This is a genomic window from bacterium (genome assembly GCA_022616075.1).
In the GTDB taxonomy this organism is placed as follows: domain Bacteria; phylum Acidobacteriota; class HRBIN11; order JAKEFK01; family JAKEFK01; genus JAKEFK01.
Window position 1 is genome coordinate 1 of sequence record JAKEFK010000225.1, and the last position, 13,504, is coordinate 13,504.

Consider the following 13,504-nt stretch of genomic DNA (forward strand, 5'->3'; position numbering starts at 1 on the left):
AGGCCGGAAACATCTTCAGCAGTCAAAATTCCGTCTTCTGCTTCGGCTGGTGGAGATTTCCCCCTCAGCCATGTATTGGCTCCTGCAAGTGCCAGACCCGAGCGTAGGAGTGGATTTGTGAAACTCCGTCCGAAAAGCCGGTGAACATCCTTTTTATCCATGGTGTTCTCCTAAATTCCCTATTCGAACGTTAAATAAAGGAGAGGGATCTCCCTGACAGATGAAGGCTCCCCAGTAAAAAGGATCAGGGCATTGTCGCTTCAAACTTAGCTGCGCCTTCCGAAGAGCTTCTGCCCGACCGTCTCCACGGAGAATGCCCCGATAAAATTCCTCCATAAGCTGCTGTGTCTCCTGATCAGGAACCTTCCAGAGGCTCATCACTAAAGTTTTTACACCGGCCAACACGAAGGATCGCCGCAACCCCATCACCCCTTCGCCCGCATGAATAGCTCCTAATCCGGTTTCACAGGCGGAAAGCACTGTAAGTTCGGTATCCAGCAAATCCATACTGGTGACATCTTCGGCGGTCAGGATGCCGTCTTCGGCTTCGGACGGCGGACGGCCGTTCCTAAGCCAGGTGTTGGCAGCCGATAAGGCGAGGCCGGAACGCAACAAGGGATTTTCGCGACCGGCTGTTTGAAGAACACTGATCCCATCATGCCTTTCAGATTGCAGAAGCGCGCCTAATCCACGAGTTAGATTTTCTTCGCCGACATTTTGATCCTCCAGGAAGAACCCATGTGTAGCCAAATGTAAAATCAGTGGGGAATGACACGCCCTCAATCTGGCCTCTAAAGCAGACGCATCCAGCCAGGGATGAACACCCAGCCGTTGCGCGATTCGCTCCCCCTCGAGCCGCGTTCCACTCAATCTATCAAAAAGTGCATGGGAAAGATCGCGCGATTGTCGGCGCTCAGGAATCGACGTGTCCACTTCTGCCGCATCTGTTTCACTCAGATCAAAATCAGGATCTGCAATCACCACGGGTGGCATCGGCTTTCGTCCGGACTTGCTTCCAAATCTCACGATTTCACGGCTCACGGTCAGATAGTTGAACAAGTACGCATCGATCAGATATCTTCCGTCGTCCAACGGTAATACTTCGAATGGAAGTCTTGCGAGATCCCCATCAGGAGCAATCCAAATCGCTTTCGCGGAATCGAGCGCTTTTTTGATCGGATCAAAAATAAGTTCACGCAACTTACTTCCTGCCGTCAGCCCGGACGGATCTAACAATGGCACAGTGCCGAGACCACGCCCTTCACCTGCCATAGCTTTTCGGAATTCTGCAATCAGCTCATCGATCACAGATGCTTCTCCCAGATCTACCATCTCTGTCCTGTCAGGCTGACCTGCATGTAAAACAAATGCGAGATAGCGTGAAGGAAGCAATTCCACATCTCCACGTCCACGAATGGCAAAAAAATTGAATACCATTGTGCGCACGAATTCGACCAGAATACAGTTTTGGGGAATGGCGCTAACAACGGCTTGTTGATCTGCTTTCCGAAATCGAAGCTCGAGATTCATTTCCGGAATTTGTTCCGCCAATTTGGATTCAAGATCTTCGATTTGTGCGCGCAACAAATGCGCTTCTTGCCACAGCTTATCGGGTTCGTCCGTTTCAAAGCGAGCAATCAGGAGTTCCGCGAGCTGTCTTCGTAGTCCATAAAGCAATTCAAGCTCAGGTTTTAGATCAACGTAAAGACCGTGTAAGATGGCATCTCGCTGAACAGCAAAAGCCTCCGCAGCCAGCGCCTTCCTCTGAAGCACAATTCTGAAAGCGCTTTGAACTGCGCTTTGAATCTGACGGGCATGCTGAAGAACAAACGAGAGATGAATGTAAAAATCGGTTCGAATTTTATCCAGATAGGCCAATCGTTGTTTTTCGCTAACAACGGAAAACAAACTTGCCAGCATGTAGTTATCAACCCTGGCGGCTTCATCAAAATACTGGATTGCCTCGCTGCTGCGATCCGTGACCACACAAATTCTAGCCAGGTGACGCAATGAAGCCGCAAATGCTTCCGAAACCGCCCCGGCAGGATCATTCTTTAACGATCTATGCACTTCCTGCAGCGATATCTCGGCAGCAGCAAAATCACCTTGATCCAGATACACGCCAGACAAATTCAAGAGTCTTAGCGCTCTTTCATACCGATTATCCGGATTGATCCTTTCCAGAAGTTCCATCGACTTGAGCGAGTCTCTTTCAGCCTGTTCATAATTTCCGAGTTTTGTTTCAGTGACGGCTAAATTATTGAGAAACGAAACAAGAGCCGGATGATTTTCGCCGCCCATGATTTCAATTTTTTCCACGGCCTCGCGATAAATTGGCCCAGCCGCTGCATAGTTGCCAACAGCGCTGTAAACAGATGCCAGATTTCCCCGTGCGGTTAAGTAGTCCAGATGAAATTCGTTGAAAGCCGTATGAAAAGTGTTTGTGGCTTGAATCAGGATCGGCGCAGCAGTTTCGTAATCTCCGATGTCGCCATAAAGTTGTCCAAGTTGATTGAGTGCTAAAGCATAGTTAGCGTGCAGTATCCCCTGCGTAGCAGCGAAAATTTCGGCGGCTTTTCGGCATAGCTGGATCGATTCTTTAAAGTCTCCCACAGTTCGGCGAACCTGAGCGAGACTCAGCATTGATTTAGCTACATCGGGATGCCATTCAACACCCGCTTCATTGTTGGCCCTCAGCGCTTCCCGAATGAGTCGCTCAGCAGCGTCGCCATTTCGCAGCTTAAGGTGAATCGCAGCGAGATTGTTGAGACTCCTGGCGTATTCGTGATGCTGTTTTCCGAATCTTTTTACTGCGAGTTGAAGTGCTTCTTCAGCTATCTCAATTGCCCGCTTATAATGCCCCGCTTCGAGTAATTGCCTGGCCTGAAAGTGGAGCGAAAACAGTTCTCTTCGAGCATCATTGCTTTCCAAAACAACTTCGGTATTAACGGGATGGGAAAGGGAAGTGTTTGACAGAACATAATCTTTGTTCGCGCGATTCATTACAGGTCGTGCTTCTGATTTCGCAAATTCGTATTCCAAACAGGGCGCAGCGATTTTCAAACAATCCTCAAATTCCGAATGCGCCTCAACAGTGAAGCCGGCTGTGAGGAATCGAGCGCCGGTGTAATAATGGGTCTGACAGCGCATTGTCTCGTTTTTTCCGGCGATTTTCAGGCACTTCAAACAATCCTTCTTTGTCTGGAGCGCAAACAATTCATCGTCTAATCCGAGTGTTAATCTCAGCAGAGTCTGTTCCCAGGCCCCCTCCTCAAGTTGATTGAGCAGATATTCCCCAAGGCCCGGATACTCCTCCATCCGCCGTAATCGTTGGAGACTGATTACGAGCATCTGACCAAGCTGATGAGGCGCGGGTGATGCCCCGTCCATCAAATCATTAATCAGCGTTACGCAAGCAGCATAATTCTGATTGAGAAAGCAGTTCACAGATCGGTACAGGTCCTGGTCTGGCTGCATTCATCAACTCTCTTTAGCTATCCTTCACTCCGGAAAACATTTGAAACATTTGTAGCCCACGCTTGACATTGGCCCGTAGTTACGCGGCGGCAGAGCGGTTAATGGACCGCCACATTTTGGACAACGAACGTTGGTCGCATATTGTTTATGAGGTGTGCGGATCTCAGCACCCATGGATTCCAACTTCGCGAGTTGACGTTGCCGCAGGATCAATTGCTCAAGCTGAAACCATTCGGGATCTTTCAAAGCTCGCATCAGCGCTAATGCAGGTTCAAGCTGTTTTAACGCTTCGGTGGGACGCCCTAAAACGGCCAATACACGTCCCCAGTCGTAGAGAGTTGCGGCAAGTGCCTCATCATTCCGTAGTTTTCCGGCCAGATCCGCTGCGTCTTTGAAATACGCCAATGCGTGATCCCCCTGGTTTTTGTGCGCATAACACGTCGCAGCCTGATGCGTGAATCGAAACTGGAATACCGGATCGTTGGACGCCTTCGCAAGAGAGATGCCACTCAAACAGGGCTCCAACGCAGCATCAAAGTTGTTCTGCCTGCTGAATCGCTCCACTTCATTCCATAAAGTTTCCATTTGTTTTAAATCGGCGCTACTCGCGCTTTTTTTGTGAAATCTATCAAGAATGCCCATTCCACCCTCCTTGTAACCACAGATGAACTCGAGATGAACACAGATTTTAGAAATAGGATTATCTGTGTATACCTGTGGTTTCTAAAACCGAGTTCACGGTCACTCTCGCAGCTAACCTTATTTTGTGCAAAGTCTTTTCTATAGTGTAAACCCGTTGGCGCTTCCTACAAAAGCTACCGTTTCACGATTTCATCGATGATCGCGGAAGCTTCCGTTTCCAATTGTGTGGTGGCAAGCGACAGCGAATCATTCTTCTTTAGCGCAGAGCTTACGAGATTCAATCTGGAAAAATTCGCAAAGACAAGCTTGTAGAGTGGAACCGGTAATTGTCTTTCACCCCAGATGACATCAATCCGCAAGAAGCGGCCAAATGCTTTGTTCAATCTGGTGTAAAGCTTCAATGCCTTTTCGGAGATTTCGTTGATCGTTGATCCTTCCGTGACCGCGAGCACCCGAAGTAACCCTGCAATAGCGGGTTGAGGATCAATCTTTTTAAAAAATTGCAGCAAGTTATCATCGATCATTCCACGAAGCTCACACAGTTCACCGCTGAGACAAACATATAACAATTCGACGGCCTGCTTGAATTTAGGTAGCGAAAAGTGAGTTGCGCAAAGAACAGCCGGCAACTGATCCTCATGCCATGCAGCCTGGTAGATATGGCGTCCTGCGTTGTAAAGAATTTCATCCACTTTTTTTTCGGAAGTTTCATTCTGGTTCAATAACAATTTGGCGAGGGCCCTTCGGAACTGTGAGATACGGAGATGATATCGCTCGTGACCGCCAACCATCAGTTTGACAAAACGTTCATCGAGGGAAGGATATCCCGGACTCCGGTACAGATCTTCGACAATCAAGCTGTATTCGGACCAAAAATCCCGATGGATTCGACACAGGTAATACACCGGCATACCGGCCTCTGTTTGACGGACGGCCAGATGAACGTCTTCCGCCACAGCCAGGAAGACCGCCTGTTGAAGAAGTTCCGGTTGAATCAACGAAACTTGCAGTCCGTCACCGAATCGGTCCGTGATCATAAACTCTCTTGAAAGCGCGTCCGCGATTCGATTCAGATCAGAAAGCTCACCGCCTTGCTTTTCTAACTTCACACGTAAATCGTCATAGTAACCAAGGTGCTGGATCAAGACATCCAGTACAATTTTTGCATCCAGTTCCTGAAGGCTTGATGGAAAAAGCGACAACATATGTTTATCTCTTTATGTGAAATCGACGTTCCTTCATGACTGATGCAACGTAGGTGCCAACTTGCGAAGCAACACCGGCGTAGTCTTCCAACTGATCGGCCGGGACGAGGATCACCTTATCGAGCAAATGTTCAATTCCATTCGATGGGTTTCCAAGAGCCACCATTGTGGTGTGGATGCGACGATTCGGATCCTGATAAAGATTTTCGAAAAATGAATATACTTCCTCCTCACCGCAAGCATCCGTATCGAGCGAACGATTCCATAGACAATCCGTGATCAGAATCAAATAAACCATCTTTCCTTTCGCCAGTTGCTGCGCCTCTTGAAGCATGAAAGCGAGTGAAAGCGTGTCCGATTGGACGCCTGTTCCGAAATTTGGCAATGAGACGACTGCGCGCGTTGCATCTTTGCGTCCGGTACAGACGGTCTTCAATGGATGATAAGCCCACTCGACCAGCGGTCCGGAATCCCGGCCGGCGACCGTTCTGCTGTGATAAAAGCCTGCAAGGATCTGCACGTTACGCCGCGCGCTCGCATTCAACCAGGATGTTGCGAGAACTTTTGCCATCTTCATTTCGGAAGCGTTGAGCGATCCGGAAGCGTCACAGGCGATGAGTAGCACCGGCCGCCCCCGTTTGTCTCCTCTCTTCCGAATTCTGTAGCGATGAAAGACAGCCGAATGAAATTGGGAAATAGCGAGCCGGGCCGGATCCAGCGATCCGCTGGACCTGAACCGTTCCGTCTCAGGGACTTCTGCCATATTCGGATACAGAACTTCTCTTAAAGCATCGATCACGGGTTGAGATTCAGCCATCAACTTATCGTAAGCTTCGAAATCATCCGATAACTCAATCGCACGGTCAAAGATTTCTCCTGCGACCGCCTTTTCATTTCCAAACTGAACGGTTACTTCATGTCCTTCCACTGGATTTCCTTCCATAGGACCTGCGTGAAACGGCGCGCTTCCCAGCATTTTTTCCAAAAGATCCGATCTGATCTCTTCAAATTCATTTCGCTGCCGGCAAGCCCGGGTGAGATAGTCCATCAGCCTTTTGAGGGAATCTTGAAGCGGCTTTGAACAAAGTAGCGCCTGCGCTGATTTGCTGGCATTCATCGGATTCTCATTGCACGCCGATTGTGCAATTTGTTGATCGAGTCCGGAGGAACCAAACAGGGCCGGAGGTTGTGGTTCGTCCAAAGGTGGGAAGCTGTTGCCGGCGACGGGTTCCTTTTTATCGGCCTCCTTAGTTTTTTCAAACCAGTTTCGAATCAATCCGGGCAACCGGGTTTTCTTCGGTTCATTTTCCACCAGCTCCTCATCAACATCACCGTAATAGTTTTCCAGATATTTCGCCAGACAACGGCAAATGCCTTTCACCCAATCGATTCCGAGGTGAAGCAAATTTGTGTCTTCCGTTCCCAGTTTTTCGAAGAAAGGACGGCTGACCGCGGTTAGATCTGTGAGCAAGGCGCGAGTCAACGGATGGAGCACCAGTTTTTCACTTGCAGGAAATACATCACCATAAAGGATGACCGCGTTTAAAATTTCAGTAACAGACCGGAAATTCGTTTTCTGCTGGCAGGCTGCGAAAAGTCTGTACATTTCAACGGTCCAAAGGGAAGAGAGCCTGCACAAATCCCGAAGGATTAACCGTGTCTCCACAATATCGGTTACAATTTCAGCGAGCCTTTGATAGTCTTCAGGCTCTACATCCACCCGATCCTCCTCTGCCGGGTTTTCAAGATACTCATACAGGTGAGCCCTCAGCAGATAGTTTTTTACTCTTGTCTGAAACTCCAGGAACCCTGTTAATCCGATCGCTGCATACGAAGCAAGTGCCGGTGGATAAGTCGTATAGCAGGGAGCCAGTTGGGGTTTCACGTCCGGTTTAAAACCCGAATTCACGGAAACGTTTGCCTCCCTGGCCGCAATCATCTGAACTTTCCTTACAGCTTTGTAAAACAGGCGCTGCGCAGGAATGCGGATATAGAACTCGAGATGCGGTTTAAAAGCATCGCTCAGATGTATTCCCGCCCAATCGCTTTTTGTGCGCCTCCTCCTGAAAAATGGATGAGGTTCACCGAAAGACGATTGCATCTGGGGTTTTCGTGGACGTTGCTTTTTTTTCAAAACAGGTTCCCTCCTGTTGGATCTTCTTCCTGAGTATTTTGCAATCCGAATACTTCATTGAGAACAGTAAAAACAAGTTTTCGATCCTCGAAACCGGCGTTCCCGAGCAAAGTTGCCATCGCAACTTGCTGAAGACTCAAATACGCGAGCGATTGAGCCATTCTGAGAAAAGCGAGATAGCCATAAATTGTGGGAGGCGCCAGTGATTGAAGATTCCCGTCCAGCCGCTGCCGGCGAATTGCTTGACCAAGCTTCACAACTTTCGCAATGAGGTCTCGATCAAGCGTTCCTAACTTCATCTCTACAACCAGGGATTCGAGCACCTGCACTTCCTGTTCTCCGCTCAAGTAATCCAGAGTCAGGTTGATGGAAAAGCGCCGCTTCAACGCATCATCCAGGTTCACCAATGTATGATTGCAATCTTGTTCGGCCTGGTAGTTGCTGTCTGCAACCCATGCGATGCCGGTGCCGTCAATTCTTCGCCCATCAGGCAGAAGGATGTCGCTTCTGGTCATCAAATTGAGTAAGCCACCCTGGACTGAAGAAGAATGAACACGTCCCATTTCACGGAGCCAGATCAGCGGGTAGCAATCGTTTTTGCGCTTCGCTGCATCTTCCAATGCAAGCACAAGTTTGGACATTTCATCGTAGGTTGTACCATCCTTCAAAGAACGCCGCTGGTATAATTCGCCCGGCGCCTCATAAATTGCCATCTCCACCGCGTATAACTTCAGTGGCTTCACCGGAAATCCCAGTGAGCCGCAAAGAGATTGAAAATTATCAGGGACCATGTACAAAGCTTCCAGTAATGAGCTCTTCGCGCTACCTGTAGGCCCACTGAGATGAACAAACTCGTGGCGTACAATTGCGTAAACAAGCGTATCCACCAGCCATTTCAACAAAAACAATGGATTGTTTCCCGGCGCAGGCAGTAACTCAACCAGATCGGTCGGCCCAGCCTTTCTATACTCCGACGTTCGATTGACCCGATACACTTGTGCCGCCATCACTCCTCCTTATTCAATCAAAAGCTTGTTACTTTCTGTCAGCGAGACGGATAGCTTGCGTTCCGGAGCAGGAATCGTGTTTTGCAAAGAAACTACCGCATCTGCTGCCAGGACACGTCCCTGTTCCAGAAGCGCACGCGCGCCAAATGCGCCGAGTCTTGCCTGCGCGCTCGCCGCGATTCTTTTACCGAGGCCTTCTTGCAAAACGATCTCTCCGATTACAAATCCCATTCTTTCCGCAGCGGCTGTGATCGCTGCGCGAACAGCGCGCTCCAGAATCGTGGCAATCGCATCGCCGTTCAACGGCTCAAAAAGAATTGGCGTTCCGACACGGCTCAAGAATGCGGTGGAAAGCATCCTCTTAATCTCCGTAACAACGCGGTTTTGCAACTGGCGATTGTCGACCGAATCGTTAAACCCGAATCCTTTTCTCACGGATTCGTCCATTCCATCCGGCAAATTCATCGTGAAAGCAAAGATCAGATTCGCGCAGGAGAACATTGCGCCGGCTGCGCTTTGCGCTTCTCCTGTTTCCAAAACCTGAAGGAACAGATCCGCAAGTCCGGAGCGCACTCTTTCATTCGCGTGATCCAGATCGCTGACCTCAATCAAAACGCCGGTGTGCTGCTTGGCGGCTTGCTCAAGGCGTCCGCTCTGATAGGAGCCGACAATGCCGCGGCCCGATCCAAGAAGTTGAGCTGCTGCGCTGTAGTAATCCGGAATGCTCGCAGCATCAACATTCATGTAAGGAATACCCAGTTTCGAAGCGAGCAGAACGGCGCTTTCCGATTTGCCTGTTGCGGGAGTGCCTTGCGCGCAATAACGCAACGGTTGATGCAGCGGACGAGTTAACGCTTCCATTCGTAAACGGGAGACAAGCTGATCGATTGCAGAATCCTGGCCCAGCAAATGTCTTTTCAGATAATGCGTAACATCTGCATCCGTGAAAGTCAGAGTGAATCGCTGTTGAACCGCCGGCGCACGCGTAACTCGTGGTTTGGCGCTCATGCCGGCGAGCGTTTCGGAGACGGAGCTGACGTTGACCGCGAACGTCGCCGTCGTCTGTCCGTTCAAGCTCTTTCCATTTGCCCAGGTGTTCAAAGCGTGATTCGCAACAACCGGTAGAATCCGCTTTTGTTCGGTCGGAGAATATGGTTTTAATCCCGCCAGGATTTCCTGAACAACATATTCCTCCATAGAAGCCGGCATTCCTCCAACACGTCTTTGCATCGTTCGGACTGCGAAATGGGTCAGAACTTCCATGCTCGCTTCCGGCGCGTGACGCACCACCGGAGAAAGTGGATTGGTAAGCCCTCCCTGGCCGCCATGAAAAATGGATCGGAGTTGTTCATCGGAACCTGTAAAAATGACTGGTTTCCGTGAAGAATGAAGAGTAACCAGCATCGCCTGAACTTCATTGGCGAGCTCATAAGCGTTTGTTCCTAAACTCAGCCGCATTGCCGGCATCGCAACCGTTCCCGGCGCCTTCTTTGCCGTATCCACCAGCGACTTCGGTGATGATAAAGGCGCAACGTATCTGCCTATTGAAACTCCAGTTTCAATCGCTGCCGTTGCCAGCAATGCAAGCGCAAAATCCTCACTGATCGGATAACACGCCGGCAAAGCCACGCAGGCAGAGCCGGAAAGAAAATCCATCGTCAGCTTTGCCCAATCTATCCATTCCCGATTCAAAGTTGTCGTATCCAGATCCAGCGCATAGACCGGCTCAACGATGTCGAAGAACTGATCGTAAAGTTTTGCCAACTCCGGCTGCCTGAGCGATCTCGGCAGCTGCGCTTGAAGAGTTTTCGCGAGCGCCTCCAGGTTTTTTAGCTCTGTCATTAAAGCTGTCGAGCGGGCATACGAAAGTGGAGATGCCTGTATCCTGAGCTCCACGCAAAGAGAACTTTCGCCTGATCTTGTGACAAACGGAGCCATCAAACGCGTTTTCTCGCCAAGAACCGAAAGATGTTTGAAGAAATCAGTGAAAGCGATTCTAGGACTACCTGAGACTCTCAAAAACTCCAAACGCAACGCCAGAACACCATGCTCGGACACATTCCCGGCTGCATGAAGAATTCCATCCTTTTTTGTGGATTCCATGGATGAAAAACTCAACCCGTCCGAAGAAAGGGAAACCGTCAATTGAGTGGCTTTTTCACAAACCTCCGCCACCTGGCGCACCGCTTCCGTACGGGAAGCTTCTGCGTAGAGATCGGAATAACTTGGGTCTTCGTTCATGCAAACTAGAGGAGCAAGCCATATGCCAGACAAAATCAACTCGCCATTCGAACATCAGTTGAGTTTGATTTCTGGGAAGTGTTGAGTTACAATACTACAAAATCCAATGAGCATTCGCGCTATTCTCTTTGTTTCCGATTCCGAGAAGGTTCCTGCTTCTCGCTTTGAACTGGAATCGGACTCCATCCAGACGTTCGCGAAGTCAAAACCAAAGCAACTGCCTGCTGCTTACGCTGTGAAGAATGAGGATCTGACGATTCTTGAAAAATTTAAGGATCTTGTTTTTCATCGTGGGAAAAAACTCGAAGCAAAACCGCTCTCAAAATTATTGTTAGGGCATTCAAAAATTCCGCTGCTGACTGGTAGTTACAGGGATGCGGGCCAGCTCGTCAGAAGTATCCGGACGTTATTGAAGAATGCAAAGAAGGATCAAAATCTCTACATAATCGGCGCAGATCCGGATGTTTTTGAGGAATTGTGGCGGAGATACGAAGGCGAGGAACCACTGAAATCGACATCCTCACGTTCCTCAGAATCCGTTAGGTCCACAATGTTTTCGCCGCTCGAGATTACAAGGATGATTCGCGAGGAAGTGCCGGTTTCACTGGAATCTCGTTTTGTTGGGCAATCGGACGAAGTGCAATTGGTCAGGCAGCTCATCCTGCGCGCAGCAAAGAGCGATGAACCGGTTTTGATTCTGGGGGACAGTGGCACGGGAAAGGAGATTGCAGCAAGATGCATTCACGACTACAGTGAGCCGCCGCGCCAGCCATTTACTCCTGTAAATTGTGGAGCGATCCCCGGTGAATTACTGGAAGCGATCCTTTTTGGCCATGAAAAGCACATTTTTACGGGTGCGGAAGTGGAACGCGCAGGGCTCTGGAAAGAAACAGGATCGGGAACTCTTTTTCTGGATGAAATTGCGGATTTAAGATTGGATCATCAGGCTAAGATTTTGCGCGCATTGCAGGAACAAAAGATCCGCCCAATCGGCAGGGCAAAAGAAATCGATGTTCAGGCACGAATTGTGGTAGCAACGAATCGTGATTTGTTTTCCATGATGAGGGCAGGGCAATTTCGTGAAGATCTTTATTACCGGCTTCGCACGTTTCTCATTCGCACTCCTGCATTGCGCGATCATCCGGAAGACATCCCGCTCCTCGCCCGATTTTTCTGGAAGGAGATTACAAAAGATGAAAAAAGCGTTTTACCTGACAAAATCGTTTCGGAACTACAAGCGTACAGGTGGCCCGGAAACGCGAGAGAATTAAGGGCAATTTTGTCGAGTCTCCACATTCTGTTCGGCAAAGATCATCTTCAGGTAGAACATCTTCGGCTTGTTTTCCAGTTGGGCGGCCAGTCTATGGGGGCCTCTATGCCGGTAGCTTCCGCGCTGGAAATCGATTCTCATCGGGTTGAATGCTTTCGTCATTTGAGACGCGTCGATGAAGTCGTGCATGCCTGCAAAGTCGCGCTCGAGCCGCTCGTTGAGCGGAAGAAATCAGATGCGCACACCGTCGAATCGGTGCGCATTTCTTTACGACGCCGGCTAAATGAGCTCGAATTGCTGTGCCTTAATCCGCTCCTTTTTCACACGGAGCTCACATTTTCGATTGTCTATCGTCTAAAAGGAAAACTTACCTACTTTTTCAGCTTGCTGGACACTGATCTGCGCCCCGCCTTGCGATTCTGGCGAAAGGAACTTGCCGAAGAATTCAAACTCGCCGTCTCTGCCATATTTAAAGAAGTCCAACAACTGTTGCCTTAACGTTAGATCTTGACAAGGCGATAAGTAAGACGATATCTTACCCATATGAAAACAACCGTTTCCAGTAAGGGGCAGATTGTCCTTCCCGCGGAAATCCGGCATGAGGATGATATTCAGCCGGGTCAGGAATTCGAAGTAGAGCGTCTGGATCAGGGCAGGTATCTCTTAAAACGTAGGAAGCGCCCGCGCAACGAGGGTCTGGTGAAACTCCTACTCGCCTGTCCCCTGAAAGGCTGGTTCAAGCCTATTGATCGGACCGAAACCACTGATGACCTGTTGTTTAAACTCCGATGACATTTTTAGTCGATGTCAACGTCCTTAGTGAACCGACGAAACCGGCTCCTGTTGCGAAGGTGGTTGATTGGTTAATGGCTAATGAAGGAGATTTCGTTGTGAATTCAATCATTCTTGGTGAAATCTATCTCGGCGTTCTCCGCGTGCCGGGAGGTCGTAAACGCGCGCAGCTCGATCGATGGTTTGACGCAGTCGTGCGTACCATTGATTGCCTCCCGTGGGATGCGGCTGTTGGCCTCCGCTGGGCCGAACTCCTTGTTGACCTGAAGCGGAAAGGACATGCACTCCCGCTCCTAGACAGTATGATTGCTGCAACAGCCCTGGAGCATCACCTCACTGTGGTTACGCGCAATACTCGAGATTTTCAAAAGACAGGTGCTAAAGTGTTTGATCCTTTCGCTTGACTACGAGAGGTGTCGCTCCCTTTCTAACCCTGCAGCCCGTGTCTTTTATCCTGACCGTGGTAAATTTTTCTATCTGAAGAAGAAGGACGCGTCCCTCTTGTGTCCCACATATCAGACGGTTGTCCATACCCCAATCGAGACATCGGCCTGCACTTTCCAATCTGAATTCCAGAATCTCCAAGGCTTTCGAATCCCAGAGTTTGATGGTCTTGTCTCGGGAGCTTGAAACGATCCAATTCGAATCGGGAGAAAACATACAAGCGTAAATGAAATCGGTGTGAGCTTTACTGTCGCCATTTCCTTGCCGTCAGCAGCATTCCAAATCTTTAGCA

The 13,504-nt window shown here is 49.5% G+C and carries 10 protein-coding genes; 3 read left to right on the forward strand and 7 right to left on the reverse strand.

Annotated elements, in window-relative coordinates:
- Positions 1-153 precede the first annotated feature (153 nt).
- From L0156_18250 to L0156_18275, 6 genes are all read right to left on the reverse strand, one after another.
- Complete coding sequence (locus L0156_18250; protein MCI0604931.1) at positions 154-3,477, reverse strand: CHAT domain-containing protein; 3,324 nt, start codon at positions 3,475-3,477, stop codon at positions 154-156.
- 24 nt (positions 3,478-3,501) lie between these two features.
- Positions 3,502-4,119, reverse strand: coding sequence for a tetratricopeptide repeat protein (locus L0156_18255; protein MCI0604932.1), 618 nt, complete (start codon positions 4,117-4,119; stop codon positions 3,502-3,504).
- A gap of 173 nt (positions 4,120-4,292) precedes the next feature.
- Positions 4,293-5,324 carry a hypothetical protein gene (locus L0156_18260; GenBank protein MCI0604933.1) on the reverse strand — a complete coding sequence of 344 codons (1,032 nt, stop codon included), beginning with the start codon at positions 5,322-5,324 and terminating at the stop codon, positions 4,293-4,295.
- A gap of 4 nt (positions 5,325-5,328) precedes the next feature.
- Positions 5,329-7,458, reverse strand: a complete 2,130-nt coding sequence (locus L0156_18265; protein ID MCI0604934.1) for an IS110 family transposase — start codon at positions 7,456-7,458, stop codon at positions 5,329-5,331.
- Positions 7,455-8,465: a hypothetical protein gene (locus L0156_18270; protein MCI0604935.1), complete on the reverse strand. Its 1,011-nt coding sequence runs from the start codon at positions 8,463-8,465 to the stop codon at positions 7,455-7,457. Before L0156_18270 ends, L0156_18265 begins: the two co-directional genes overlap by 4 nt.
- A gap of 9 nt (positions 8,466-8,474) precedes the next feature.
- A complete protein-coding gene (locus L0156_18275; protein MCI0604936.1) occupies positions 8,475-10,706 on the reverse strand; it encodes an AAA family ATPase in 2,232 nt (743 codons plus the stop codon).
- Positions 10,707-10,812: 106 nt separating this feature from the next.
- Between L0156_18275 and L0156_18280 the strand changes: the two genes are divergently transcribed.
- From L0156_18280 to L0156_18290, 3 genes are read left to right on the forward strand one after another with little or no spacing between them, the layout of a single operon-like run.
- The gene (locus tag L0156_18280; protein MCI0604937.1) at positions 10,813-12,474 is read left to right on the forward strand and encodes a sigma 54-interacting transcriptional regulator; all 1,662 of its coding nucleotides are present in this window, start codon (positions 10,813-10,815) and stop codon (positions 12,472-12,474) included.
- A 45-nt stretch (positions 12,475-12,519) separates the two neighbouring features.
- Complete coding sequence (locus L0156_18285) at positions 12,520-12,768, forward strand: AbrB/MazE/SpoVT family DNA-binding domain-containing protein (GenBank protein MCI0604938.1); 249 nt, start codon at positions 12,520-12,522, stop codon at positions 12,766-12,768.
- Positions 12,765-13,172, forward strand: a complete 408-nt coding sequence (locus L0156_18290) for a type II toxin-antitoxin system VapC family toxin (protein MCI0604939.1) — start codon at positions 12,765-12,767, stop codon at positions 13,170-13,172. Before L0156_18285 ends, L0156_18290 begins: the two co-directional genes overlap by 4 nt.
- 111 nt (positions 13,173-13,283) lie before the next feature.
- Here the strand turns inward: L0156_18290 and L0156_18295 are convergent.
- Positions 13,284-13,504: hypothetical protein (locus L0156_18295; protein MCI0604940.1), on the reverse strand; the 221-nt coding region annotated here is incomplete at its 5' end.